This window comes from Cellulophaga sp. RHA_52, assembly GCF_007827205.1.
In the GTDB taxonomy this organism is placed as follows: domain Bacteria; phylum Bacteroidota; class Bacteroidia; order Flavobacteriales; family Flavobacteriaceae; genus Cellulophaga; species Cellulophaga lytica.
The window spans coordinates 178,640-202,409 of record NZ_VIRZ01000001.1 but is presented as its reverse complement, the minus strand read 5'-3'; the positions used below and the strand labels follow the sequence as shown (position 1 = coordinate 202,409).

Genomic DNA, 23,770 nt, shown 5'->3' with positions numbered 1-23,770 from the left:
TGTTAGTGTTGTTAATTTTTACTTACGTTCTAAATCTGTAATAAGCAAAGGGTTGTTTTGTTTTAGTTTGTCTAGTAGTTCTTTAGTTTTTGTGGTACTAGGATTTTGTTTTAGTTCCTCATATTCTGTGTTGGTTAAGCCAACCATTTGTAAAAACTGAACCTCACCGTGTGGAGTGTTTAATATGCCTAATTCTTTGTCTATAACAAAGGCCAGAGCAGTAATATCGGTATTGTAATTACTTCTTATTGGTCCGTTTGCAGGTATAAGATGGTATTCCTCAAACCATTTTTCTTTGCTAAAAACATATTTTCCTAAATTCTGAATTAAATTACACGCCCAATTAACATTATCTTCATCACTATATTTTTTTAGTCTAAAAGTAAGTTCAAAACCAAGTTTGCTATATTCTTCTCCTACAGATTCTTCATTGTAATACAGCTCAGAAAATCCATAAGAAATGTAATGAAAGTGGGGTTCTTGCAAGTTACTGTTTTACACGCTAATGCCATCTATAGGCTCTGTGCCACCCAATGCATAAGGTAATTTTGGGGCATAATGCTGCGGATTTTGCTCTGGGTATATTTTTTCTACCACAGTATCTATACAGTCCCAACCAACAGCATCTTCTTCTGTATATTTCTTTTTGTATTCTTCTAGGGTCATAGGGTTATTTATGGAGTATTAAGTAAAGTAGTTACTTTTCTAGGTTTTAGTTTTTTTAATCACCTCTAAAGCCAATTCTTGTGTTTCTTCAGCTATTTCTGCCTTAGTAGGTTGTGTAGCAATTCGTTTAAATTCAGCCAGTAATTTTGGATCTATTGGTGCTGTTGCATTTGTACCAAAAACTAACACAAGCCAGTATTTCCAAACTTCATCTTGGCCCCTTAAAATGGCAATAATATCATCTGTAATATGTTTTGTTATAGACTGTAAATACGATGCTATTGGACCTGCAACGGGCCAGTTTAAATCTTGTAACCAAGTTAATAACTCTGGCACTATTGGTTTTACTTGCTCATAACTATAGTTTTTTAAGTCTGCTATAGCTTCTAGGTCTCCTTTGTGTTTTGGTAGTTGTGGTTGCAAAGGTTATTTTTCTTTTTTAAACCCTTTATTGGTTAGTTTCCATTGGGTATGTGTTTGTTCTTTTCCGTAAAAACCAGTTTCCTCATCTTCTGGGTAACTAAAATAAGACAATATTTTTTTTTGTTCATCGTATTTTATTTTAATGTCTTGCCCACGGTTTGCTTCTGTAAAAATAGAGGTTTCTCCTATAAAAGCAGTGTCGCTTTTTTGCAATTCACCATCTTCTATTTTGTATACTTTGGCTGTACTGTAATGTTTGCCACCACAACAGGTTCCCCAGCCTAATAACAAGTAGTGCGGTTTGTTATTAATTTTTATATGGTGTACACCAAGTATAAAAACATCTTGATCTCCATCATCTTTATCTTTTAAATTTATGTATTTAATAGATCCACTACTGTTTTTGTATTGTGCATAAATTACAGAGCTGTGGCAACATCCGGAGTCTCTTTGGCTCCAGGTATATGTTTTTACTACACTATCTAGACTGTATTGTATGTTTATATGTTTAGATAAACTATCATATGGGTTAGCAAAACTAGTAGTATCTTTTAAGTGTTCTACAAAACGTTGCTTTACAAAAGGAAACATACTGTTTGCCATATCAAAATCTACGGCTTGGTAGGCTTTAAATGTGGTTGTAAGTAGCTCGTCAGAATAATTATAATCTTCTTGAGCTAATGTACTATTGCATATTACAAATGCAAAAAATAGAATTTTAAGTCGTTTTGTTATTTTCATACAATATATTGTTAGGTGTAATCTTTGTAAGGGATGGCTAATTTTTTAAACTGTTTTACTATATTTTTTTCTCTTTTTTGACTTATAAAATCTATGGTAACTTTAAATTTTTTATGATACACGGTGTGTATAATTATAAATGTTCTTTTGTTTCTGCCACCGCCCACTGTTTCTTTAGTTGTGTGGGTTATATCATTTGTAGGTATTATTTTTTTTACAAACGGATTTATTAAGTTTTTTATAATGATGTAATTTTTAGAACTTTCTATATAACCCATTTGTGTTGTAAAAAGTAACAAAAAAAGAAATGTACCTGTACTAAATATAAAATATCCTGGATCTAGGTAGTTGGTAGCAAACAGGTCTAGCAATAATATAATAGAGGAAGTTAGTGCTATTAATATAATTACTTTTACTAGTGTAATATAAAATGGTATTGATGTGGTTTTGTTAGTAATAGCAATAGTACTATTAGTAACAGGTTTACTTATTTTTATCTGTTTATTGCCAAAGGTGTTGTCTAAGTGTAAACGTAGTTTCCAAAAGTTAGTGTAGTAGGCTTCTTTTAGGTATATTTTTTTATTGTTTTTTAGGTGTATGGTAAGTCCTTTTTCATAAATAGTAAAAAACATGAATTTAGAAGGTACAGAACTATGTAACTCAATACTCTTTACTTCATTATAAGTATATGTTTTAAATATGCCAATTTTAATGTTTTTAGAGTTTACTCTATAAAAAATGAGACTCTTTACAATCATATAAATACCATAGAGCACAAAAGCCATAAAGGCTATTAAAAACAGTATAATCTCTTCTTTGCTAATTATAAGTACATAAAGAAAAAACAATATGACAATAAAAAAAAATAGCAAGAATAGGTACAGAAAATTAAATCTGCTGGTTATGGTTGTATTTTTTATGTTATAACGCATCATTTTTGTACTTCAATTAAAAAGTACAAATTAAAGTATATATAGGGTGTTGTAATGCGTTAATGTTTATTTGTAGTAATTAGGTGTATTACCGTTACTAAATAATTTATTTTTTAGCTTCTTTACGGTAAGCATTAAAAATAAGTACAGCCATAAATGCCCAAATTAATCTATATACCCATATGTTTATATCCTTGCCAAAAAATAGCACAGTTTCTGCGTCTCTCATAAAACTGTATACAACATTTACAAGGGCAAGTGCTACACCAATAATTAATATTGTTTTTCTCATAGCTGTTAAAACTAGTGTTTTATTTCTTTTTTTTAAGTTCTGTATTAATTTTCTTTTCCAATTTCTTAATCTCGGCAAAAGGTAAATTTAGAGCTAAAAAATAATTTCCGTTTTTAATTTTACTATTTACGTAAAAGGCATTAATAATTTTGTTATCTATAAACAAGCCTATGCTTTTACGCTCTTCAAAAGCTATGTCTGTAGCAATTTGCATTTTAATATCTCCATTGGGTGTAAAGGTTAGGTTTAAACCAAACTGTTTTTCTCCAGTATTTCCAAATGTAGCATCTATACCAACAGTAGAACACTTTTTAATTGCTGTAATAGGAATTAATGTTTTTGTGTTAACGTATTGTGTTTTATTAAAACTTGGAACAAAAACTTTTACGCCAACAGAATCATTTAAAATATAAAAGCCCGATTTTAAATGGCTTGTTGTGTCTGTTTCTTTTGTATGCTGACAAATGCCAGTTGCACTCACAAGAAATAAAAGAAAGAGTAGGGCGTAGGTTTTTATAGTCACAATATATTTTTATAAGCCTTCTAGACCTGTTGTGGTAGCATCAAAAAACAATAATCCTGCAATAAGGAAAACGTAAAAAATAATCCAGATTAAAGAAATAACTACACCGGCAATGGCAAGTCCGCGTGGACGATTAAAAAGTCCAATTATAGATAATATAAGTCCTAAAATCCATATTAAGTGTCCCACAATAGGAATACAATATAATAGGTATGCAAGTATAGAGATTATAAAGCCGGCTATACCAATTGGATTGGAGTTGCTATTATTATTTTGGTTAATAATAATAGGTTGCGCTTGATGAGTTTCTTGTTGTTGCTGGTTTTGGTTGTCTTCTTGGTTGTGTGGTGTAATGTCACTCATAAAAATTGGCTATATTTTATGGCAATATAAAAATAAGTAGGTAAAATAGTACCTTATTTTATAAGTTATGCGAATTAAAATTTTTAGAGTAAATTAAAATAGGTGAAAACCAAAAAGGTATAAAAAGCAAAAACCCTTGAAAATCATGAGATTAACAAGGGCTTTGTACTCGAGATGGGACTTGAACCCATACGGACTAATGTCCATTGGATTTTAAGTCCAACGTGTCTACCAATTCCACCACTCGAGCAAATTAGCTGTTATTACTAACAGGCAATTGGTATAATTTTTTCTGAGCGAAAAAAGGGATTCGAACCCTCGACCTCCACCTTGGCAAGGTGATGCTCTACCCCTGAGCTACTTTCGCAATTTTTATGAGCGTACATCTTTATCAGATGCGGGTGCAAATTTAAGACATTTTTCTAAACCACAAAGCTATTTTGAAAAAAAATATTGATATTTTTTATCTAATTTTAAATTTCATTTTCAAATAACATAAAATGAGCGTTTTACACTTCATCTTTTTTTTGTGCAGAAAGCAATCTTTTTATCTCATTTAACTTCATTAGTGCTTCAACCGGTGTTAGCGTGTTAATATCTAAGTCTATTATTTCTTCTTTTAACTCTAATAGCAGAGGGTCATCCATATTAAAAAAGCTCAGTTGCATTTCATTTTGTGCATCTGTTAGCTTTGTTGTGAGCTCTTCACTAGAGTGAGATTTTTCTAATTTTTTAAGTATTTTATTTGCTTTAGAAATTACTTGCTGTGGCATACCAGCCATTTTTGCTACGTGTATACCAAAACTATGTTCACTACCACCAGGAGTAAGTTTGCGTAAAAACAGAACATTGTCTTTTAATTCTTTTACAGATACGTTGTAATTTTTTATTCTGCTAAACGTAGCTGTCATTTCATTTAACTCATGGTAGTGTGTGGCAAACAATGTTTTTGCTTGTGTTGGGTGTTGGTGTAGGTATTCTGATATTGCCCAGGCAATAGAAATACCATCATATGTACTTGTACCACGGCCAATTTCATCTAACAATACCAAACTACGGTCTGATAGGTTGTTTAGGATAGATGCAGTCTCGTTCATCTCTACCATAAACGTAGATTCTCCCATAGAGATATTGTCACTGGCGCCAACTCTGGTAAATATTTTGTCTACGTAACCAATTTTAGCAGCTTCTGCTGGCACAAAACTTCCCATTTGCGCTAATAATACAATTAAGGCTGTTTGGCGTAATATGGCAGATTTACCACTCATATTTGGCCCTGTAATCATTATTATTTGTTGTTCCTCTCTATTTAAAGTAACATCATTGGCAATATAAGCTTCGCCAACTGGTAATTGTTTTTCTATAACAGGGTGTCTACCATTTACAATTTCTAAGTCTGTAGAGTTGTTTATTACAGGAGCGGTGTATTTATTGTCTGTAGCCAATTGTGTAAAACCACAAAGGCAATCTAGTTGCGCAATTAACTGTGCATTGTGTTGTACAGGTGCAATGTACTCTTGCATCCAAACAACAAGTTTAGAAAATAGCTCTTGCTCTAAAACTTGTATACGTTCTTCTGCGCCTAATATTTTACTCTCGTATTCTTTTAATTCTTCAGTAATATAGCGTTCTGCATTTACTAAGGTTTGCTTGCGTATCCATTCTTCTGGTACTTTGTCTTTGTGGGTGTTACGTACTTCTATATAGTATCCAAATACATTATTACTCGCTATTTTTAAAGAGGTAATACCGGTACGCTCGGTTTCTCTTTCTAGCATCTTATTTAAATAATCTTTACCAGAAAATGCCAATCCGCGTAGCTCATCTAACTCTGCTGAATATCCATTAGCAATAGTTTCACCTTTAAGCATATTAACAGGTGCATCTTCACTAATCATTTCTTTAATTTTAGCACGTAGCATATCACAACCGTGCAATTGGTCTCCTATAAGTTTTACAGCGTCATTTTTGCTGCTACTAGTAAGTTGCTTAACTGGTAGTATTGCTTCTAAAGAATTTTTTAGTTGTACTACTTCTTTGGGTGATATTTTAGCTGTTGCTACCTTAGAAATTAAACGCTCTAAGTCTCCCATTTGCTTTATAGACTGTTGTAGTTTATGCAAAATGGTATCATTGGCTTGTAGGTACTCTATAACTTGATGCCTTCTTTTTATCTTTTCTACATTTTTTAGAGGCAACGCCAACCAGCGTTTTAGCATACGCCCACCCATAGGTGATATGGTTTTGTCTATAACATCTAAAAGGGTAACTGCATTTGGGTTGTAGGAGTGATATAGCTCTAGGTTTTTAATAGTAAACCTATCCATCCAAATGTATTCTTCCTCGGCAATACGTTGTAACGTATTTATGTGTTGTAGTTTGTGGTGTTGCGTTTCAGATAAATAATGTAAAACAGCACCAGATGCCATAATACCTTGTTCTAAATGTGCAACGCCAAAACCTTTTAAAGTTGCAGTGTTAAAATGCTTGGTTAGTGTTTCTTGTGCATAATCTTCCTGAAAAATCCAATCTTCTATAAAAAAGGTATGAAACTCGGTACCAAAAGCTTTTAAAAAATCCTTTTTATGTGTTTTAGAAACTAAGACCTCATTTGGTGCAAAGTTTTGTAACAGTTTATCAATTTGTTCTTCTGTGCCTTCTGATGTTAAAAATTCTCCGGTAGAAATATCTAAAAATGCTACACCTATTTTTTTTCTTCCAAAATGTACTGCACATAAAAAGTTGTTGGTTTTGGCAGATAAAATATCATCATTTAAAGCCACCCCAGGAGTTACCAATTCTGTAACGCCTCTTTTTACAATTTTTTTAGTTTGTTTAGGATCTTCTAACTGGTCACAAATGGCAACACGTTGGCCAGCTTTTACCAATTTAGGCAAATAGGTGTTTAAGGAGTGATGCGGAAAACCAGCCAATTCTGTTTTTTCGCCACCATTGTTACGGTGTGTACAAATAATACCTAATATTTTTGATGCTTTAACGGCATCATCACCAAAGGTTTCATAAAAATCTCCAACACGAAAAAGCAACATAGCATCTGGATACTTTGTTTTTATAGCGTTGTATTGCTGCATTAAAGGTGTTACCTTTTTCTTTTTTGGTGTACTTGTTTTAGGCAAATTGAAAAATCTTATTGATTAACTTAAAAATTACAAAACGAATTTAAGTTTTTCTCTTTGGTTACAAAACCTTTGTTGATATTTGTGGATAAGTTTACTAGATATAAATAGAATGAGAAAGTTAAAAAATAACGAATTAGAGCGATTAAATATTGAAGAGTTTAAACAAGCAGAAAAAACGCCTATTGTTATTGTTTTAGATAATATTAGAAGTTTAAACAACATTGGTTCTGTTTTTAGAACAGCTGATGCTTTTTTAATTGAAAAAATATACTTGTGCGGTATTACTGCTAAACCGCCACATAAAGACATACAAAAAACAGCATTAGGTGCTACAGATAGTGTAGCTTGGGAGTATGTAAATGAAACTTTGCCTTTAATAGAGCAGTTAAAAAGCAATGGCTATAAAACACTTGCTGTAGAACAAGCAGAAAATGCTACTTTTTTAAATGATTTTAAAATAACGCAAAACCAAAAGTATGCACTAATTTTTGGTAATGAGGTTAAGGGTGTGGCACAAGATGTAGTTACAGCTAGTGATGTGGTTTTAGAAATTCCGCAATACGGTACAAAACACTCTTTAAATATTTCTGTAAGTGCAGGTGTTGTGGTTTGGGATTTGTGGTCTAAACTACTAGACAAATAAAACATTTTTTAGTTTTAAGGTATAAAAAAAGACCCAACTAAGTTGGGTCCATTATGTAGTTTGAGTTAGTTAGTTCCTCTGTTAAGAGATACGCAATTAAAGAAAACGTTTTGAATATTGCAAATAAATTGTGAAATAACTGTTAATTTAATACTCGGATTTTTTTAAAGATTACGTAAAATGTAACCTTGTATTTCGTGTAAAATGTGCTCGTAATCAGCGTCATTAGCTACAAAGTCAAGGTCGCTAACATCTATAATAAAGGTATTTTGCTGCGGATAACTTTTTATGAAATCTAAATAACCTTTGTTAATTTTTTCTAGATAATCTGTCTGTATATCCTGTTCATATTCACGACCACGTTTTTTAATGTTGGCAATTAAGCGCTCTGTGTTTTGGTATAAGTATACAAAAACATCGGGCTTTTTTACATCTTTATACATTAAATCAAACAACTTACGGTATAGCTTAAATTCGTCTTGGTGTAAGGTTACTTTTGCAAATATGAGCGATTTAAAAATGTCATAATCACTAACCATAAAAGACCTAAATAAGTCTAGCTGAGATGTATCGTCTGAATATTGCTGGTAACGGTCTGCTAAAAAAGACATTTCTAACGGAAAAGCATACCTTGTTTGGTCTTCATAAAACTTGGGTAAAAATGGGTTATCTGCAAAGCGCTCTACAATTAATTTAGCATTGTAATCTTCAGAAATTTTATTAGCTAATGTTGTTTTACCAGCGCCAATGTTACCTTCTATAGCTAAAAACTGTGCTTTTGCTAGTAAACTTTCTCTGTTAGGGTATAATCTTCTTTCTGTGCGCTCTATAGCTCCTTTATCTTTACATTCCTGAAAAAGGTTTCTAGAATCTTTGTTTAATATTGGGTGGTAAAATTGCGGACCAACATCTGCAAGTGGGCGTAGTACAAAACTTCTAAATTGCAAGTTTGGGTGTGGTACCACTAATTTATCTGTGTTAATTACCTCTTTGCCGTAGTATATAATGTCTATATCTATGGTTCTGGCTTGGTATCCGGCTTCATCTGTACGTTGCCTACCTAGGTCATTTTCTATCTTTAAAATAATATCTAAAAGCTCAAACGCATCTTTAGTTGTTTTTATAGACACGCAGGCGTTTAAAAAGTCCGCAGACTCAAAACCCCATGATTGGCATTTGTATACTTTAGATATGCCTACTATTTCACCAGCTTTTTCCTTTAATAGAAAAATGGCATCTTGTAGGTTAACTATCTTATCACCTAAATTACTACCTATAGATAGGTATGCAGTTGTAACGTTCTTCTTCATTTAAAAACAAAGTAAATAAAATAGTTTTTAAGGCGCTATCTTAAAATTAAATATCTTTTTTGTAAAGGTATTAAAAGCTTAACTTAAGTATCTTTACAAATTAGTTGTAAATTAGAAAAGCAGACACTTTTTATGAATAAAACAGATAAAAAATTAGCCTTTAAAATATATTTATACTTAGGAGCACTTTTTATAACTTCCTTAGTGGTTTCTAATCTTATTTTTCAAAAATTTTTTATTTGGCAACCTTTTGGTGATGTTACTATTTTTGGAGCAACCTTGTTTGAGATTTCTGTGGGAGTACTTCCTTATCCGGTTACTTTTTTGTTAACCGATTTAATTTCTGAAATCTACGGTAAAAAAAGTGCCAACCAAATTGTTGTTGCTGGTATTTTTGCCTCGTTTTTTTCATTATTAATTGTGTATTTAGCATCTGCCTCAGAAGCTACTAGTTGGTCTCCTGTTAGCAATACTATGTTTAAGGATGTTTTTGGTAATACAATTTTGGCAGTTACAGCATCTATGTTGGCGTATTTATTTGCGCAATTTATAGATATACAGGTGTATCATTTCTGGAAAAAAATAACAAAAGGAAAGCATTTGTGGTTGCGTAACAATTTTTCTACTTTTTTCTCTCAGTTTGTAGATACCTGTACTGTTTTGCTGCTTTTGTGTTCTTTTGGAGAAATTAGTTGGGATAAATTTACAGGTTTGTTAATTAGCGGGTTTATTTTTAAGATAATTATAGCATTTGTAGACACCCCTTTCTTGTATTTATTCGTATATATAATGAGAAAAAGATTTAATTTAAAAATAAACCAAGAATTAACATTGGAGTCATAATAAAACAAGCTTAAAGTTGTTTTAATTGTAAGATTTATATCACAGCTTTAAAAAGGATAATGTATTTGCTTGGTTCAGCTAAATTTTAAAAAAGAAAAAATAGTTCTGTATGAAAAAGAAAATATTAAAAATTATAGGTGTTGTAGTATTGTTAATAGTAGTTTTATTAATTGCTGCACCTTTCTTTTTACAAGGCAAAATAGAAAAAATTATAAAGGATAAAGTAAACAATAATATAGAAGCTACATTAGACTTTGCTAGTGCAGACTTAAGTTTGTTTTCTAGTTTTCCTAAAGCAAAGGTTACCATTAATGAGTTGGTGTTAACTAATAATGCGCCTTTTAAAGGAGATACGCTTTTTGCATCTAAAGAAATTGCTTTAGATATGGCAATAACAGAACTTTTTAAAGATTCTTCTGAGGCTATTGGTATAAAAAGTTTAGCGGTAGATGGTGCTGCTTTAAATATTATTGTAAATAAAGATAGCATTGCTAATTATGATATTGCAAAAAAAGATACAGCAGAGCCTGTTGTTTCAGAAACAGAAGAAGAGGGTAGTAGCTTTACTTTGGCAATGGAGTCTTATAAAATTACCAACTCTAAAATTGTATATGTAGACCAAACTTCTGGTATGGCTTTAGCTTTAACAGATTTGCAGCACTCCGGTACAGGAGATTTATCCTTGGAGAAGTCTGAGTTAGATACCAAAACAAATGCATTGGTGTCTTTTGGTATGGGCGGAACAAATTACTTAAACAGAAATAAAGTTGGTTTAGATGCATTAATAGGAATAGATTTAAAAGAAAGTAAATTTTCTTTTTTAAAAAATGAGGCACTAGTAAACCAGTTGCCTTTGGTTTTTGATGGTTTTGTTAAAATTAATGAAGATAACCAAGAGGTAAATATTAATTTTAAAACGCTATCTAGTGAGTTTAAAAACTTTTTGGCATTAGTGCCAGAAGAGTATACTAAAAGTATTGAAAACGTAAAAACTACCGGGAAATTTACCGTTGAAGGTAAGTTAGATGGTATTGTAGACGAAACACATATTCCTAAATTTTCTGTAAAGCTAAATTCTGATAATGCGTCATTTAAATATCCAGACTTACCAAAGGCTGTAACTAATATATTTATAAATGCAGCTATAGATAATACAACTGGTTTGGTAGAAGACACTTCTGTTGATATTAAAAAATTAGCTTTTGCAATAGATCAAGATAGGTTTAACCTTAATTCTCAGATTACAGATTTAATGGGTAATACTAAGGTAAAAGCGCATTTAGATGGTAATATGAACTTGGCTAACATATCACAAGCTTACCCTGTGCCTGCAGATTTAAATTTAAAAGGAATACTTAAAGCAGATGTTTCTACAGCTTTTGATATGGCCTCTATAGAAAAGGAACAATATCAAAACACAACTACAAGTGGTACTTTAGACTTAAAAGATTTTGAGTACAACTCTAACGAACTTAAAAACCCGGTAGAGATTACAACTACATCTTTAACTTTTAACCCAGAAACAGTTTCTTTAAATGATTTTCAGGGGAAAACAGGTAAGACCGATTTTTCAGCCAAGGGTACAATTACAAACTTATTAGGTTTTATGTTTAAGGATGAAAAGGTAAAAGGAGATTTTGCTTTAAATTCTAATACATTTGCTTTAAATGATTTTATGGTTGATGAGGTTGAGGAAACAGAAAAATCAACTGAAAAAACAGAAGAGAAACAAACTGTAGCTGATGAAAAATTAAAAATACCATCGTTTTTAGATGCTACAATTACTGCCAATGCAAATACAGTTTTGTATGATAATTTAACACTTAAAGATGTAAAAGGTACATTAATAGTAAAAGATGAAACTGCCACGTTATCTAATATGACTACGTCTTTATTTGGCGGAAAAATGGCATTTAATGGAGAGGTTTCTACCAAAAATGATGCGGCAACTTTTGCGATGAATTTAGGAATGAATCAGTTTAACATAAGTCAGGCTCTAAAAGGTTTAGAAATGTTAGAGGTTTTAGCTCCTGTTGCAAAAATTATTAGAGGTAATTTAAATTCAGACATTTCTATAGCTGGTAATTTAAAAGATGATTTTACTCCAGATTTAGCTACAATTTCTGGTAAGGTGTTGGCAGAGTTAATGCAGACAGAGTTAGACGGTAAACAAGAAAAATTTGTAACTGCTTTAAGTGATAAATTAAGCTTTTTAAAACCTGAAAAATTAAACTTAAACGGACTAAAAACGGCTTTGACTTTTGATAATGGAAAGGTGGCAGTAAAGCCATTTAAGCTTAATTACGGAGATATTGTAATGAATGTTGCAGGTAGTCATACATTTGATAGTAAATTGGCATACAACGCAACTGTAGAGGTGCCTGCTAAATATTTGGGTAGTGATGTAACCAAGTTAATTGCGAAAATTGATGATAAAAAATTAGAAGACTTAACTATACCGGTTACAGCTAATATTGGTGGTGATTTTATAAGTCCTGAGGTGAAAACAGACTTAACTAGTGGTGTTAAAAACTTAACAAGTCAGTTAATAGAAATAGAAAAACAAAAATTAATTGCCAAAGGAAAAGATAAAGCAACTAGTGTTATTAGTGATTTGTTAAACAAAAATAAATCTAAAACAGACTCTTTAACTCAAGATGATGCTAAAACGTCTGTAGTAAAAGATGTTGTAGGTGGTTTATTAGGTAAAAAAGATACTACTGCAGTAAAAAAAGATACAGCAACTAGTACCAAACAAGAAACCCAAAAAGAAGCTGTAAAAGAAATTTTAGGCGGCTTGTTTGGTAAAAAGAAAAAGGAAACAGAAAAGGATACTACTAAGCAATAGTTAAGCTTACGTAGTAACCTTCGTTACTTCTAATATTAAAAACGGTATTGTCTTCAAAAATTAGGTACTGGCCTTTAATGCCTTTTAATGTGCCTTTGTATACAGGTGTTTTATCCAGATTAAGACTTTTTACTTTTTCTGGATATTGCATTACCGGAAATTCTAGATGAGTTTCCTGGTTGTCCTCTATAAAATACTGTGTAGCTTCTTTTGGTATATATTGTTTTAATTTGTTACGCCATTCAATTAAATTTTCGTCATCTACAGTATTGGTAAGCATTTTACGCCAATTGGTTTTGTCTGCAACGTGTTCTTTTAGTGCAACTTCGGTTATGCCTGCTAAATAACGGTTTGGTACTTCTACAATTTCTATAGCTTCATGAGCTCCTTGGTCTATCCACCTTGTTGGTACTTGGGTTTTACGTGTAACACCTACTTTTACATTGCTAGAGTTTGCTAAATAAACAATATGCGGTTGTAGTTGAACTTTTTTTTCATAAGCTAAATCACGATCTTCTTGGTCTAAATGAGCTTTGCTTAACTCGGGTCTCATAATCCAATCTCCAGCCGTTGGGATCTCAAAAAAGCACGATTTGCAAAAGCCTTGTCTGTATATGGGCTTGTCTAACTTACAGTTAAGACATTGGTGTTTTATAAAAGAAATTTCTACAGATTTGTTTAAAATCTGATTTACATTTAAAAAGTCATTCTCAAAAACTAAATAATATTGTATAGGGTTTCCGTTCTCGGTTTGCATTTTTTGTAAAACACCTTGGTACTGCATAAAATGTATTTGAATATTAAAGTTGTATAGGCTATTTTTATCAAAATAACCACTGAAATTTTTCAGGATAAAGATACCTAAAAATGTCAATACCTTTTGTTAATTCTATTGCTTCTTGGTTGCTTAAAAAGCGGTATCATCAAATAGAACTCTTTTTAAAATACCCAGCTGAGGTTCAGGAAGAAGTAATGTTTAAACTGCTTAGTATTGCTAAAGATACCGAAGTTGGTAGGCAATATAATTTTGCTTCTATTACCAATTACAAAGAATTTGCAGAGCGTTTGCCAATAGTTTCTTATGAAGAAGTAGAGCCTTTTATAGAGCGAACTAGAAAAGGAGAACAAAATATTTTTTGGCCTACAAGTATAAAATGGTTTGCTAAAAGTAGTGGTACTACCAATGCTAAAAGTAAGTTTATACCTGTAAGTTCAGAGGCTTTGGAAGATTGTCATTACAAGTCTGGTAAAGATTTGTTGTGTTTATACCTTAATAATAATGAAAACTCCCAATTATTTACAGGAAAAAGTTTGCGCTTGGGTGGTAGTAAAGAGTTGTATGAAGATAACGGTAGTTTTTTTGGAGATTTATCTGCTATTTTAATTGATAATATGCCTTTTTGGGCAGAATTGAGTAGTACGCCAAGTAACAAGGTGTCTTTAATGAGTGAGTGGGAGACTAAGTTAAATGCAATTATTAATGAAAGTAAGTTAGAAAACGTTACCAGTTTGGCTGGTGTGCCTTCTTGGATGTTGGTGTTGTTAAATAATATGTTAGAGCAAACAGGTAAAAATCATTTGTTTGAAATTTGGGAAAACCTAGAAGTGTATTTTCATGGAGGAGTAAGTTTTAGTCCGTATAAAGACCAGTATAAAGCACTGTTGCCTCGTAAGCAATTTAATTACTACGAAATATACAATGCATCTGAAGGCTTTTTTGCAATACAAGACAGAAACAATGCGGATGATTTATTGCTTATGCTTGACTATGGCATTTTTTATGAATTTATACCAATGGATTCTTATGGCTTAGAAGATCAGAAAGTGGTAGCGTTGTGGGATGTTGAGTTGCATAAAAACTATGCAATTATAATTACAACTAATGCTGGTTTATGGCGTTACAAAATAGGAGATACGGTAAGGTTTACTTCTGTTAGTCCGTATAGAATTAAAATTACTGGTCGTACCAAGCACCATATAAATGTTTTTGGAGAGGAGTTAATTATAGAAAATGCTGAAGAATCTCTAAAAAAGGTGTGTAAAAAAACAGGAGCACAGATAAAAGATTATACAGTTGCTCCAATATTTATGGTAGGTAAAGAAAAAGGAGCTCACGAGTGGATTATAGAATTTAGAAAAGAACCAGCAGATATTAACCATTTTACAGAATTATTAGATAATGCTTTAAAATCTTTAAATTCTGATTATGAAGCCAAGCGTTATAATAATATTACGCTAACAATACCTAAAGTACACAGTGCCAGAGAGAATCTTTTTTATGACTGGTTAAAAGATAGAAACAAATTAGGAGGACAACATAAAATACCTAGATTGTCTAATAAAAGGGTCTATATCGATGAATTGCTTCTAATGAACAAATAAATTGGCTTATTTACGGGTTAAATATCATATTGCAATATATAAACCTAACCAGTATATAAAACTATAAATTATGAATTCAGAAAGACTAGTTGTTTTGTCAGATATGTGGGGTCCAAAAAAAGGAATGTGGATAACATCTTACCTGGCATACTTGCAGCAGTATTATGATATTGAGTATTATGATATTCAGCAATTGGCAAATGTAAATTTGCTAAAACAAACAGAGAAAAATATACACAGCGCTTTTGTAGAAGGAGGTATTGATACAGCTGTATCTCATTTGTTAAAAAAAGAAACTAAACCAGCTCACTACCTTGCTTTTAGTATGGGGGGTTCTATTGCTTGGAAGGCAAACTTAAAAGGTTTGCCTATGAAATCTTTATATGCAGTGTCTGCAACAAGAATACGCAAAGAAGTGGAGCGTGTAGATGTAGATGTAAAAATGCTTTTTGGTAGTAAAGATTTGTACAGGCCTTCTGCAAAATGGTCTGAAACTATTGGAGTAGATTTAGAAGTTGTAGATAATTATGGTCATGAAATGTACTCTGACTCAGAAATTATAAAAAAAGTAAGCTTAGATCTTTTAAAAAAAGTAATGGTAAAACCAGAACAAGTTAAGAAAGAGGCTAAGGTTAAAGTATTAGCAAAAAAAATATCCTAAAGCATACTTTAGGATATTTATAATATAGTTTTTAAAAGCCGTTTTGTTATGAAACGGCTTTTAGTTTTTTTACTGTCTCGTAAGATAGTTTTTGCTCTGCGTACTCTTGTGTTACTTTAAACTCTTTGTCTTGGCTACTTGGTAGCTCAAACATAGCATCTGTAAAAATTGCTTCACATAAAGAACGTAAACCTCTTGCTCCTAATTTGTACTCTATAGCTTTAGAAACAACAAAATCTAAGGCTTTGTCTGTTATAGAGAACTTAATGTCGTCCATAGCAAAAAGCTTTTCATATTGCTTTATAATAGCGTTTTTAGGTTCTGTAAGTATTGCGCGTAACGTTTTCTCGTCTAACGGGTTCATATGCGTTAAAACTGGTAAACGGCCAATAATTTCAGGAATTAAACCAAACTCTTTTAAGTCTTTTGGAATAATGTATTGTAAAATGTTAGTGTTGTCTACATTATCATCTAATTTAGATGCGCTGTAACCTACTGCTTGCATATTTAAACGCTTTGTTATAATACGTTCTATACCGTCAAAAGCACCACCAGCAATAAATAATATGTTTTCTGTGTTAACTTCAATAAATTTTTGATCAGGGTGTTTACGTCCTCCTTTAGGCGGAACATTAACAACAGTACCTTCTAAAAGTTTTAATAAACCTTGTTGCACGCCTTCGCCAGATACATCTCTAGTAATAGAAGGGTTATCGCTTTTACGAGCAATTTTATCAATCTCATCTATAAAAACAATACCACGTTCTGCTTTTTCTAAATTGTAATCTGCAGCTTGTAAAAGACGTGTAAGTAAACTTTCTACATCTTCACCAACATAACCGGCTTCTGTTAATACGGTAGCATCTACAATAGCTAAAGGTACATTAAGCATTTTGGCAATTGTTTTGGCCATTAATGTTTTACCAGTACCAGTTTGCCCAGCCATTACAATGTTACTTTTTTGTATTTCTACATCGTCATCTGCACTAGAAGGCTGTAATAATCTTTTGTAGTGGTTGTATACTGCTACAGACATTACTTTTTTTGTACGTTCTTGTCCTATAATAAAAGTATCTAAAAACGCTTTTATTTCCATAGGTTTTTTTAGAACCAATTCTGCAGATAAACTGTCTGTTTTAGACTGTTTAGTATCTTCTATAACAATACCATATGCTTGCTCTATGCAACGGTCACAAATATGTGCACCTTCACCTGCAATTAATATGTTTGTTTCTGCTTTGGTTCTTTTACAAAAAGAACATTCTAAATTTTCCTTTGCCATAAGTCTACTTCTTCTCTTTTAGAGTAAGGTGTTTATTAGTCGGTTTTAGTTCTTTTCCCTTACTAATATTTCGTCTATCATACCGTATTTCTTGGCTTCATCAGCCTTCATCCAGTAATCTCTATCACTGTCATTGCTAACCTTGTCAAAAGTTTGGCCAGAGTGCGTTGCTATAATATTGTACAACTCATCTTTTAACTTTAGTATTTCTCTTGCTGTAATTTCTATATCGCTAGCTTGCCCTTGTGCGCCACCTAATGGTTGGTGAATCATAACACGAGAGTGAGTTAAACCACTACGTTTTCCTTTTTCACCTGCGCAAAGTAAAACGGCACCCATAGATGCTGCCATACCAGTACAAATTGTTGCAACGTCTGGTTTAATAAATTGCATAGTGTCATAAATACCTAATCCAGCGTAAACACTACCTCCTGGAGAGTTAATGTATATTTGTATGTCTTTAGATGCATCTGCACTTTCTAAAAACAATAATTGTGCTTGTACTATGTTAGCAACTTGGTCATTAATACCGGTTCCTAAAAATATAATTCTATCCATCATTAATCTAGAGAAAACATCCATTGCAATAGCATTTAGTTGTCTTTCTTCAATAATGTTAGGCGTCATATTGCTTGGGTACATTGTACTTAATATTTTATCATAGTACATGCTGTTTATCCCTTGGTCCTTTATGGCGTAGTTCTTAAATTCTTTTCCGTAGTCCATATGTAGTATTTGGTATTTTTAAATAAAAAAGGTGCCGAAAATTTATACTTTCGGCACCGTAAATATACTTATTTTTTTTAGTGACGACCTATAGTGTAATTTGCTTTTAAAGCTATTTGCTATAGTTTGATACTAAATTTAACGGAATTTTTTGTTTTACCATATATGTGCTAGTGTTTTTTTAACAATGCACAGGGTAAAATTTATTCTTTTCCGTAAACTTCTTTAATAAAATCGTCATAAGAAAGCTCCTTAACTTTAAGGTTTGCTTTTTCTTTGTAAAGCGTTAATAATTTTTGACTCATTAACTGCTCAGACAATCTTTTAACTTCATCTTGGTTAGACATAATTCTTCCGGCTATATTGTCTAATTCTTCTTCAGCAGGGTTTAATTGTCCGTATTGTGCCATTTGAGATTTAATAAAGCCTTTAGCAAATTCTTTAAGCTCATCAAACTCAACTTGAAGATTGTTTTCTTGTATTATTTTACCTTCAATTAATTGGTAACGTAAACCTTTTTCAGATTTTTCAAATTCAGCAGCAGCTTCTTCTTCTGTTAATGGCTTTTCACCTGTCATTTGAATCCATTTTTTTAAGAATTCAGTAGGTAAATCAAACTTTACATTTTCAATAAAGTTTTCAGTAATGTCATTTAACAATTTTTGATCTGCTTGTTGCTCAAATTGTTTTTCTGTATCTTCTTTTATTTTTTCTCTAAGTTCTTTTTCAGAAGTAATTTTTTCTTCTCCAAATAACTTGTCAAACAACTCTTGGTTCATTTCTGCAGGCTCACGTTCGTTAATTTCTTCAATTGTAAACGTAACCTCTGTATTTAAATCAGCAGATTTATCAGCAGCTAAACCTAAAGCACTAGAAAGTTGGTAATCTTCTTTAAAAAGGCCTTTAGTTTTTAATGTAACAACATCACCAACTTTTTTGCCAACTAAAGCATCTAAAGCTTTTTTAGCTTTAACATTACTTAGTTCTATAGTTGTTTTATTGTTAATTTCTTCTTCTTCGTTAGCAAAAACTCCAGTTACTTCATCTTTTTTAGATACTTCAGTTTTAGAGATAAGTTTTCCGTATTGCTTACCAATACGTTCTACTTGCTCATCTATCATTTTTTTATCTGCAACTATTCTATATTGAGTAATTGCTTTTTTGGTCTTAATTGGAGCTTCAAATTCTGGAGCTAAACCTAATTCAAATTCAAAATCTAGATTTTCTGCATCCCAGTTAAAATCATCTTGTTGCTTAGGTAATGGGTTACCAAGAACATCTAACTTTTCTTCAGTTAAGTATTTGTTTAGGTTGTCTTGTATAAGTTTGTTTACTTCGTCTACTAAAACAGCCTTACCGTATTGTTTTTTAATAAGGCCCATTGGTACATGTCCTTTTCTAAAACCTGGTATGTTTGCTTGCTTTCTATAATCATTAAGAATTGCTTGTACCTTATCTTGGTAATCCTCTTTAGTGATAGCAACTTTCACAACTGCATTTAATGCATCAATCTGCTCTTTTGTAATATTCATTTCTTGAATCTGATTTTACTTAAATAAAATGGGCTGCAAAAATAGTACTTTTTAATTACGTCTACAACTTTTTAAATTGTTGTAATACAAAAGACTATGTTATTTTTCTTTATCGGTTTTTAAGATAGAAAATAATATGGATTGTAATAATGATAATAATAAGCTAAATACAATAGCCCATAGCCAACTATCTACCGTAAATCCTGACACAAAATAGCCTGCTAATTTTATAATACATGCGTTTATAACTAGTAAAAATAAACCTAGTGTTACAATTGTTACTGGTAAAGTTAATATTACAAGTAATGGTTTAATAAAAAAGTTTAGTAGACTTAATACCACTGCAACAATTATTGCGGTAGTGTAGCTGTCTACACCAATGCCTGGTAAAACTTTAGATAGTACAACAACAGCAATGGCGCTTAATAGTATGCGTAGTATAGTTTTCATAGCTTATAATTTTTTAAATTAACTTTTTATAAAGGTAAGCGATTTTTCTAAGAATTCTTTAGGGTTTTCTGCGTGTAACCAGTGCCCGGCATTGGTTATAGTTTGTATGTCTGCATTTGGAAAATGTGTTTTTATAACATCTGTATCTAACGGAGATATATACTCAGATTTATCGCCTCTTAAAAACAATGTTGGTTTGTTGTATGTGGCAGAAGCATCTATGTTTTCTCCAATTTGTTCCATACGTTCTGCTAAAACGTCTAAGTTAAACCTAAAGCCTAATTTTCCTTTTTCTACCCAATATAAATTTTTTAATAAAAATTGACGTACACCTGCATTAGATATGTGTTTAGCTAACTCATTACTAGCTTCTGTTCTAGAGCTAATGGTGTTAAGATCTAATGCTTTTAAACCATTAATTATTTCATGATGGTGTGGTGGGTAAAACTTTGGTGCTATGTCTGCAATTAGTAATTTGTTAACCAATTCTGGATAGTTACAGGCCAATTGCATAGCTGTTTTACCACCCATAGAATGGCCAAGAACAATACAGTTTTGTAAATTATGCTCTGCAATGTATTGTTTAATGTCGTTTGCAAGAATGTCATAATTAAACTCGGTAGAGTGAAAACTTTTACCGTGGTTGCGCTGGTCTATTAAATGTACTTGTAAGCCTTCCTCAGCATATTTATTGCCTAGGGTTTTCCAATTGTCAGACATTCCTAAAAATCCGTGTAAAATTAGCAAAGGTTGTCCTTCTCCAAGTATTTTAGAATGTAGTGTTGGCATTATTTTAGTTTGTTTAAGTACATATTTACAACATTTTCTAGCCCAAGGTAAAGCGATTCGCTAATTAATGCGTGGCCAATAGAAACTTCTAATAAATGCGGTACTTTTTCTTTAAAAAACGCAATGTTGTCTAAGCTTAAATCATGACCAGCATTTATGCCTAAGTTTAATTTGTGAGCTAAAATTGCAGCATCTGTAAATGGTTGTACGCCATTTTTATTGCCTTCTGCGTAAGCATCTGCATAGCTTTCTGTGTATAGCTCAATACGGTCTGTGCCTGTTTCAGCAGCACCTTCAACCATTTTTAAATCTGCATTTACAAAAATAGATGTTCTAATATTATAGGCTTTAAAAGTTGCAATAACATCTTTTAAAAAATCTTTATGCTTTATTGTGTCCCAGCCAGCATTACTTGTAATAGCATCTACAGCGTCTGGTACCAAAGTTACTTGTGTAGGTTGTGTTTCTAACACTAAATCTATAAACTTTTTAATAGGGTTGCCTTCTATATTAAATTCTGTGGTAACAATCTTTTTTAAATCTCGCGCATCTTGGTATCTGATATGCCTTTCATCTGGTCTTGGATGTATAGTTATGCCTTCTGCACCAAAAGACTCTATATCTGTTGCTACTTTACATAAATTAGGTACATTGCCTCCTCTAGAGTTTCTTAAAGTGGCAATTTTATTTACGTTTACGCTTAATTTTGTCATTTTTATTTTATTTAGCTAGTGCAAAAATACAAATAAGGCATAGCTTTTGTTATTACTTTGTTAAGGTTTTTTATTTTTATTAAATGCCTTGGTATTTATAACCTTGGTCGAAAAAATTATTATTAATTTGCAGTAATATTTTAAGCTATGCAGATACAGTCTAACATATTAACAACAATTCCTACATTCTTTATAAATGACAGTATGGAAGAGGTAATTCGTTTTTTTAAAACAACTACTTTTTCACATGTTGCAGTTGTAGATGATAATAGATTGATAGGTATGATTGCCGAAAATGATTTTAAATCTTTTGAAAAAGGCAAAAAAATTGAAGATTACAAATATCAATTAGAAAATTTTACAGTAAACTCAGATACATCATGGTTAGATGTTTTAGAAGTTTTTTCTAAAAATGATGCTAATATTTTACCTGTTTTAGATAAAAACGAAGCCTTTGTTGGTTATTATGATTTAACAGATATTGTAGCTTTGTTTATTGGAACACCTTTTTTTACAGAACCAGGTGGTATTTTGGTTGTAGCAAAAGGAATGTCTGATTATTCTTTTAGCGAAGTAGCGCAAATTGTAGAAAGTAACAATGCAAAATTGTACGGTGCTTTTATTACTGAAATAGAAAATGATGTTGTGCAAATTACATTAAAAATTACTTCTGCCAATTTAAATGAAATTACACAATCTTTTAGGCGTTACAACTATAGTATTTTATTTGGCAATGATGATGATCTTTTTCTGCAAGATTTAAAAGAGCGTTCTAATTATTTAGACAAATACCTAAACGTATAAGTGTATGAAAGTTGCCATTTACGGACAAACTTATAATGATGATACTGTAGATTATGTATGTGAACTTTTAAGCGAGTTAAAACTACATAATGCCAATATTAGTTTTGAAAAAGATTTTTACAATTTTGTAACAGCCTCAAAAGAAATTGAAGATTTTTCAATTTTTACAGAAAATAGTGGTTTAGACGCTTCTTTTGATATGTTTGTGAGTTTTGGAGGAGACGGTACAATATTGCGTGCCATTACCTTTGTAAAAGATTTAGGCATACCAATTGTAGGAGTAAACACAGGGCGACTAGGGTTTTTGTCAACCTTTAAAAAAGAAGATGTAAAAAAAGTAGTGCAAGAGTTTGTTGCTAAAGATTATACTATTGTAGACAGGAGTTTGGTGGCGGTAACATCTAATGTAAATATACCAGAATTTAATGCTATTAATTTTGCTCTTAATGAGGTTACTGTAAGTAGAAAAGATACCACATCTATGATTACTGTAGAGACCTCTTTAAATAACGAGTATTTAAACTCGTACTGGGCAGATGGTTTAATAGTTTCTACACCAACCGGTTCTACAGGATACTCTTTAAGTTGTGGAGGCCCTGTAATTACACCTACTGCAAAATCTTTAGTAATAACACCTATAGCACCTCATAATTTAAATGCAAGACCACTGGTTATTTCAGATAATACTGTGGTGAAATTAAAAGTGTCTGGCAGAGAAAAAAACCATTTACTTTCTTTAGATTCTAGAATAGTAACATTAGAGAACGGAACAGAGATTACTGTAAAAAAAGCAGGCTTTACTGTTAAGTTAATTGAGTACACATCAGAAAGCTTTTTAAAAACCCTACGTAATAAACTTTTGTGGGGAGAAGATAAGCGTAATTAATTGTCTGTTAAACAATAAATGTGCTATAAAACTGTTATTCAATGAAGAGAACAGAGGTGTAATAATTAGGATTCTACTAAAATCTAATATTATTATATTTGCAAACTTTTAGGATTTATGAAAATATTTATTGCTATTCTATTATTTTTTATTTTAGGCAACGCCAGCGCGCAAACTTATGAAGTTGGTGTGCTAACAGGTGGTTTAAATAATATTGGCGACGTTGGTAGAACCAATTATATAAGTCCAAGCGGATTTGCTTATGGTGGTATTTTTAAATGGAATAAAAGTAAACGTTATGCTTGGCGTGCTAGTATACTTCATGGTAAGTTTGTTGCAGATGATTTAAAGTCCGACTTAGCTTACAGGCAAAAAAGGCAATTAAAAATGGAGAACACTATTACAGAGTTCTCTGCAGGTTTAGAAGTTAATTTTGTAGAGTACAATTTACATAAATTAGGTCCGGCTTTTACTCCTTATTTATACACAGGTGTTACCTATTTTAGGTATGATTATAATTACTTTGAAGTTGGTTTTCTGCAAGATTTAGATCAGCGTGAAGGAGATTTTGCTATTCCAATGACAGTTGGTTTAAAGTATAGATTAAATCAATTTTTTATCTTAGGCGCCGAAATAGGTGCTAGATACACGTTTACAGACAATTTAGACGCTAGTAATCCAGAAAAAGCAAACGTTGCAACCCTTATAGATCCTAAATTTGGAAATATTTTTAGTGATGATTGGTATGTTTTTTCAGGTTTTACACTAACTTACACCTTTGGTAGAAAACCGTGCTCAGATTGTTTTGAGTAAATTATACT

Annotated in this window: 23 protein-coding genes, 2 tRNA genes and 1 pseudogene; 8 read left to right on the top strand and 18 right to left on the bottom strand. The window is 31.7% G+C overall.

Going from position 1 to position 23,770, the window contains the following annotated elements; translation table 11 throughout:
- Window positions 1-18 precede the first annotated feature (18 nt).
- The 10 genes and pseudogenes from JM80_RS00900 to mutS all read right to left on the bottom strand — a co-directional run bounded on the left by JM80_RS00900 (window position 19) and on the right by mutS (window position 7,032).
- Window positions 19-666 (bottom strand): annotated as a pseudogene (locus JM80_RS00900) (suppressor of fused domain protein).
- Between the two features lie 39 nt (window positions 667-705).
- The gene (locus JM80_RS00895; protein ID WP_144708954.1) at window positions 706-1,089 is read right to left on the bottom strand and encodes a DUF5071 domain-containing protein; all 384 of its coding nucleotides are present in this window, start codon (window positions 1,087-1,089) and stop codon (window positions 706-708) included.
- A gap of 3 nt (window positions 1,090-1,092) precedes the next feature.
- Entirely contained in the window at window positions 1,093-1,830 is a 738-nt protein-coding gene (locus tag JM80_RS00890) for a hypothetical protein (RefSeq protein ID WP_144708952.1), read from the bottom strand.
- Between the two features lie 11 nt (window positions 1,831-1,841).
- Window positions 1,842-2,615, bottom strand: a complete 774-nt coding sequence (locus JM80_RS00885) for a hypothetical protein (protein WP_144708950.1) — start codon at window positions 2,613-2,615, stop codon at window positions 1,842-1,844.
- A 253-nt stretch (window positions 2,616-2,868) separates the two neighbouring features.
- The gene (locus tag JM80_RS00880; protein WP_013621493.1) at window positions 2,869-3,054 is read right to left on the bottom strand and encodes a hypothetical protein; all 186 of its coding nucleotides are present in this window, start codon (window positions 3,052-3,054) and stop codon (window positions 2,869-2,871) included.
- A 19-nt stretch (window positions 3,055-3,073) separates the two neighbouring features.
- A complete protein-coding gene (locus JM80_RS00875; protein WP_186439736.1) occupies window positions 3,074-3,577 on the bottom strand; it encodes a hypothetical protein in 504 nt (167 codons plus the stop codon).
- A 9-nt stretch (window positions 3,578-3,586) separates the two neighbouring features.
- Window positions 3,587-3,940 carry a hypothetical protein gene (locus tag JM80_RS00870; protein WP_013621495.1) on the bottom strand — a complete coding sequence of 118 codons (354 nt, stop codon included), beginning with the start codon at window positions 3,938-3,940 and terminating at the stop codon, window positions 3,587-3,589.
- A 166-nt stretch (window positions 3,941-4,106) separates the two neighbouring features.
- Window positions 4,107-4,190 (bottom strand) — tRNA-Leu (locus tag JM80_RS00865).
- Between the two features lie 45 nt (window positions 4,191-4,235).
- Window positions 4,236-4,307: transfer RNA gene (locus tag JM80_RS00860), tRNA-Gly, on the bottom strand.
- A 142-nt stretch (window positions 4,308-4,449) separates the two neighbouring features.
- Complete coding sequence (gene mutS / locus JM80_RS00855) at window positions 4,450-7,032, bottom strand: DNA mismatch repair protein MutS (protein ID WP_144711131.1); 2,583 nt, start codon at window positions 7,030-7,032, stop codon at window positions 4,450-4,452.
- A gap of 157 nt (window positions 7,033-7,189) precedes the next feature.
- Between mutS and JM80_RS00850 the strand changes: the two genes are divergently transcribed.
- A complete protein-coding gene (locus JM80_RS00850; protein WP_144708946.1) occupies window positions 7,190-7,723 on the top strand; it encodes an RNA methyltransferase in 534 nt (177 codons plus the stop codon).
- Between the two features lie 164 nt (window positions 7,724-7,887).
- Here the strand turns inward: JM80_RS00850 and folK are convergent, their stop codons facing one another.
- Window positions 7,888-9,033 carry a 2-amino-4-hydroxy-6-hydroxymethyldihydropteridine diphosphokinase gene (gene folK / locus JM80_RS00845; protein ID WP_038505918.1) on the bottom strand — a complete coding sequence of 382 codons (1,146 nt, stop codon included), beginning with the start codon at window positions 9,031-9,033 and terminating at the stop codon, window positions 7,888-7,890.
- 132 nt (window positions 9,034-9,165) lie between these two features.
- Between folK and JM80_RS00840 the strand changes: the two genes are divergently transcribed.
- Window positions 9,166-9,876: a queuosine precursor transporter gene (locus JM80_RS00840; RefSeq protein WP_013621499.1), complete on the top strand. Its 711-nt coding sequence runs from the start codon at window positions 9,166-9,168 to the stop codon at window positions 9,874-9,876.
- Window positions 9,877-9,985: 109 nt separating this feature from the next.
- On the top strand, window positions 9,986-12,724 hold the full coding sequence (locus JM80_RS00835) for an AsmA-like C-terminal region-containing protein (RefSeq protein WP_144708944.1): 2,739 nt from the start codon (window positions 9,986-9,988) through the stop codon (window positions 12,722-12,724).
- Here JM80_RS00835 and JM80_RS00830 read toward each other — a convergent pair.
- Window positions 12,714-13,508: a DUF2797 domain-containing protein gene (locus JM80_RS00830; protein ID WP_144708943.1), complete on the bottom strand. Its 795-nt coding sequence runs from the start codon at window positions 13,506-13,508 to the stop codon at window positions 12,714-12,716. The two genes, JM80_RS00835 and JM80_RS00830, sit on opposite strands and share 11 nt — an antisense overlap.
- 83 nt (window positions 13,509-13,591) lie before the next feature.
- On the opposite strand from JM80_RS00830, the gene JM80_RS00825 reads away from it, so the two are divergent.
- Window positions 13,592-15,106 (top strand): GH3 auxin-responsive promoter family protein, encoded by a 1,515-nt coding sequence (locus JM80_RS00825; RefSeq protein ID WP_144708941.1) that lies wholly within the window; start codon window positions 13,592-13,594, stop codon window positions 15,104-15,106.
- 70 nt (window positions 15,107-15,176) lie between these two features.
- Window positions 15,177-15,767, top strand: a complete 591-nt coding sequence (locus JM80_RS00820) for a hypothetical protein (protein WP_013621503.1) — start codon at window positions 15,177-15,179, stop codon at window positions 15,765-15,767.
- 46 nt (window positions 15,768-15,813) lie between these two features.
- Here the strand turns inward: JM80_RS00820 and clpX are convergent, their stop codons facing one another.
- The 6 genes from clpX to JM80_RS00790 all read right to left on the bottom strand — a co-directional run bounded on the left by clpX (window position 15,814) and on the right by JM80_RS00790 (window position 21,259).
- Window positions 15,814-17,049, bottom strand: a complete 1,236-nt coding sequence (gene clpX / locus JM80_RS00815) for an ATP-dependent Clp protease ATP-binding subunit ClpX (RefSeq protein ID WP_013621504.1) — start codon at window positions 17,047-17,049, stop codon at window positions 15,814-15,816.
- Between the two features lie 45 nt (window positions 17,050-17,094).
- Window positions 17,095-17,775, bottom strand: coding sequence for an ATP-dependent Clp endopeptidase proteolytic subunit ClpP (clpP, locus tag JM80_RS00810; RefSeq protein ID WP_013621505.1), 681 nt, complete (start codon window positions 17,773-17,775; stop codon window positions 17,095-17,097).
- Between the two features lie 203 nt (window positions 17,776-17,978).
- On the bottom strand, window positions 17,979-19,307 hold the full coding sequence (tig, locus tag JM80_RS00805; protein ID WP_144708938.1) for a trigger factor: 1,329 nt from the start codon (window positions 19,305-19,307) through the stop codon (window positions 17,979-17,981).
- A 99-nt stretch (window positions 19,308-19,406) separates the two neighbouring features.
- Entirely contained in the window at window positions 19,407-19,757 is a 351-nt protein-coding gene (locus tag JM80_RS00800) for a phage holin family protein (RefSeq protein WP_013621506.1), read from the bottom strand.
- A gap of 18 nt (window positions 19,758-19,775) precedes the next feature.
- The gene (locus JM80_RS00795) at window positions 19,776-20,546 is read right to left on the bottom strand and encodes an alpha/beta fold hydrolase (protein WP_144708936.1); all 771 of its coding nucleotides are present in this window, start codon (window positions 20,544-20,546) and stop codon (window positions 19,776-19,778) included.
- Entirely contained in the window at window positions 20,546-21,259 is a 714-nt protein-coding gene (locus JM80_RS00790; protein WP_144708934.1) for a pyridoxine 5'-phosphate synthase, read from the bottom strand. Before JM80_RS00790 ends, JM80_RS00795 begins: the two co-directional genes overlap by 1 nt.
- A gap of 147 nt (window positions 21,260-21,406) precedes the next feature.
- Here JM80_RS00790 and JM80_RS00785 point away from each other — a divergent pair, with 147 nt between their 5' ends.
- The 3 genes from JM80_RS00785 (at window position 21,407) to JM80_RS00775 (ending at window position 23,762) form a co-directional block, all read left to right on the top strand.
- Window positions 21,407-22,063, top strand: coding sequence for a CBS domain-containing protein (locus tag JM80_RS00785; protein ID WP_144708932.1), 657 nt, complete (start codon window positions 21,407-21,409; stop codon window positions 22,061-22,063).
- A 4-nt stretch (window positions 22,064-22,067) separates the two neighbouring features.
- Window positions 22,068-22,949: an NAD kinase gene (locus JM80_RS00780; protein ID WP_144708930.1), complete on the top strand. Its 882-nt coding sequence runs from the start codon at window positions 22,068-22,070 to the stop codon at window positions 22,947-22,949.
- A 117-nt stretch (window positions 22,950-23,066) separates the two neighbouring features.
- Entirely contained in the window at window positions 23,067-23,762 is a 696-nt protein-coding gene (locus tag JM80_RS00775) for a DUF6089 family protein (RefSeq protein ID WP_144708928.1), read from the top strand.
- Window positions 23,763-23,770 lie beyond the last annotated feature (8 nt).

Excerpts from the sequence above, each read along its gene's own strand:
- JM80_RS00890 (WP_144708952.1), bottom strand. The coding sequence starts at position 1,830 with ATGAAAATAACAAAACGACTTAAAATTCTATTTTTTGCATTTGTAATA.
- JM80_RS00885 (WP_144708950.1), bottom strand. The coding sequence starts at position 2,615 with ATGGCTTTTGTGCTCTATGGTATTTATATGATTGTAAAGAGTCTCATT.
- JM80_RS00880 (WP_013621493.1), bottom strand. The coding sequence starts at position 3,054 with ATGAGAAAAACAATATTAATTATTGGTGTAGCACTTGCCCTTGTAAAT.
- JM80_RS00870 (WP_013621495.1), bottom strand. The coding sequence starts at position 3,940 with ATGAGTGACATTACACCACACAACCAAGAAGACAACCAAAACCAGCAA.
- mutS (WP_144711131.1), bottom strand. The coding sequence starts at position 7,032 with ATGCAGCAATACAACGCTATAAAAACAAAGTATCCAGATGCTATGTTG.
- JM80_RS00850 (WP_144708946.1), top strand. The coding sequence starts at position 7,190 with ATGAGAAAGTTAAAAAATAACGAATTAGAGCGATTAAATATTGAAGAG.
- folK (WP_038505918.1), bottom strand. The coding sequence starts at position 9,033 with ATGAAGAAGAACGTTACAACTGCATACCTATCTATAGGTAGTAATTTA.
- JM80_RS00840 (WP_013621499.1), top strand. The coding sequence starts at position 9,166 with ATGAATAAAACAGATAAAAAATTAGCCTTTAAAATATATTTATACTTA.
- JM80_RS00835 (WP_144708944.1), top strand. The coding sequence starts at position 9,986 with ATGAAAAAGAAAATATTAAAAATTATAGGTGTTGTAGTATTGTTAATA.
- JM80_RS00830 (WP_144708943.1), bottom strand. The coding sequence starts at position 13,508 with ATGCAGTACCAAGGTGTTTTACAAAAAATGCAAACCGAGAACGGAAAC.
- JM80_RS00825 (WP_144708941.1), top strand. The coding sequence starts at position 13,592 with ATGTCAATACCTTTTGTTAATTCTATTGCTTCTTGGTTGCTTAAAAAG.
- JM80_RS00820 (WP_013621503.1), top strand. The coding sequence starts at position 15,177 with ATGAATTCAGAAAGACTAGTTGTTTTGTCAGATATGTGGGGTCCAAAA.
- clpX (WP_013621504.1), bottom strand. The coding sequence starts at position 17,049 with ATGGCAAAGGAAAATTTAGAATGTTCTTTTTGTAAAAGAACCAAAGCA.
- clpP (WP_013621505.1), bottom strand. The coding sequence starts at position 17,775 with ATGGACTACGGAAAAGAATTTAAGAACTACGCCATAAAGGACCAAGGG.
- tig (WP_144708938.1), bottom strand. The coding sequence starts at position 19,307 with ATGAATATTACAAAAGAGCAGATTGATGCATTAAATGCAGTTGTGAAA.
- JM80_RS00800 (WP_013621506.1), bottom strand. The coding sequence starts at position 19,757 with ATGAAAACTATACTACGCATACTATTAAGCGCCATTGCTGTTGTTGTA.
- JM80_RS00795 (WP_144708936.1), bottom strand. The coding sequence starts at position 20,546 with ATGCCAACACTACATTCTAAAATACTTGGAGAAGGACAACCTTTGCTA.
- JM80_RS00790 (WP_144708934.1), bottom strand. The coding sequence starts at position 21,259 with ATGACAAAATTAAGCGTAAACGTAAATAAAATTGCCACTTTAAGAAAC.
- JM80_RS00785 (WP_144708932.1), top strand. The coding sequence starts at position 21,407 with ATGCAGATACAGTCTAACATATTAACAACAATTCCTACATTCTTTATA.
- JM80_RS00780 (WP_144708930.1), top strand. The coding sequence starts at position 22,068 with ATGAAAGTTGCCATTTACGGACAAACTTATAATGATGATACTGTAGAT.
- JM80_RS00775 (WP_144708928.1), top strand. The coding sequence starts at position 23,067 with ATGAAAATATTTATTGCTATTCTATTATTTTTTATTTTAGGCAACGCC.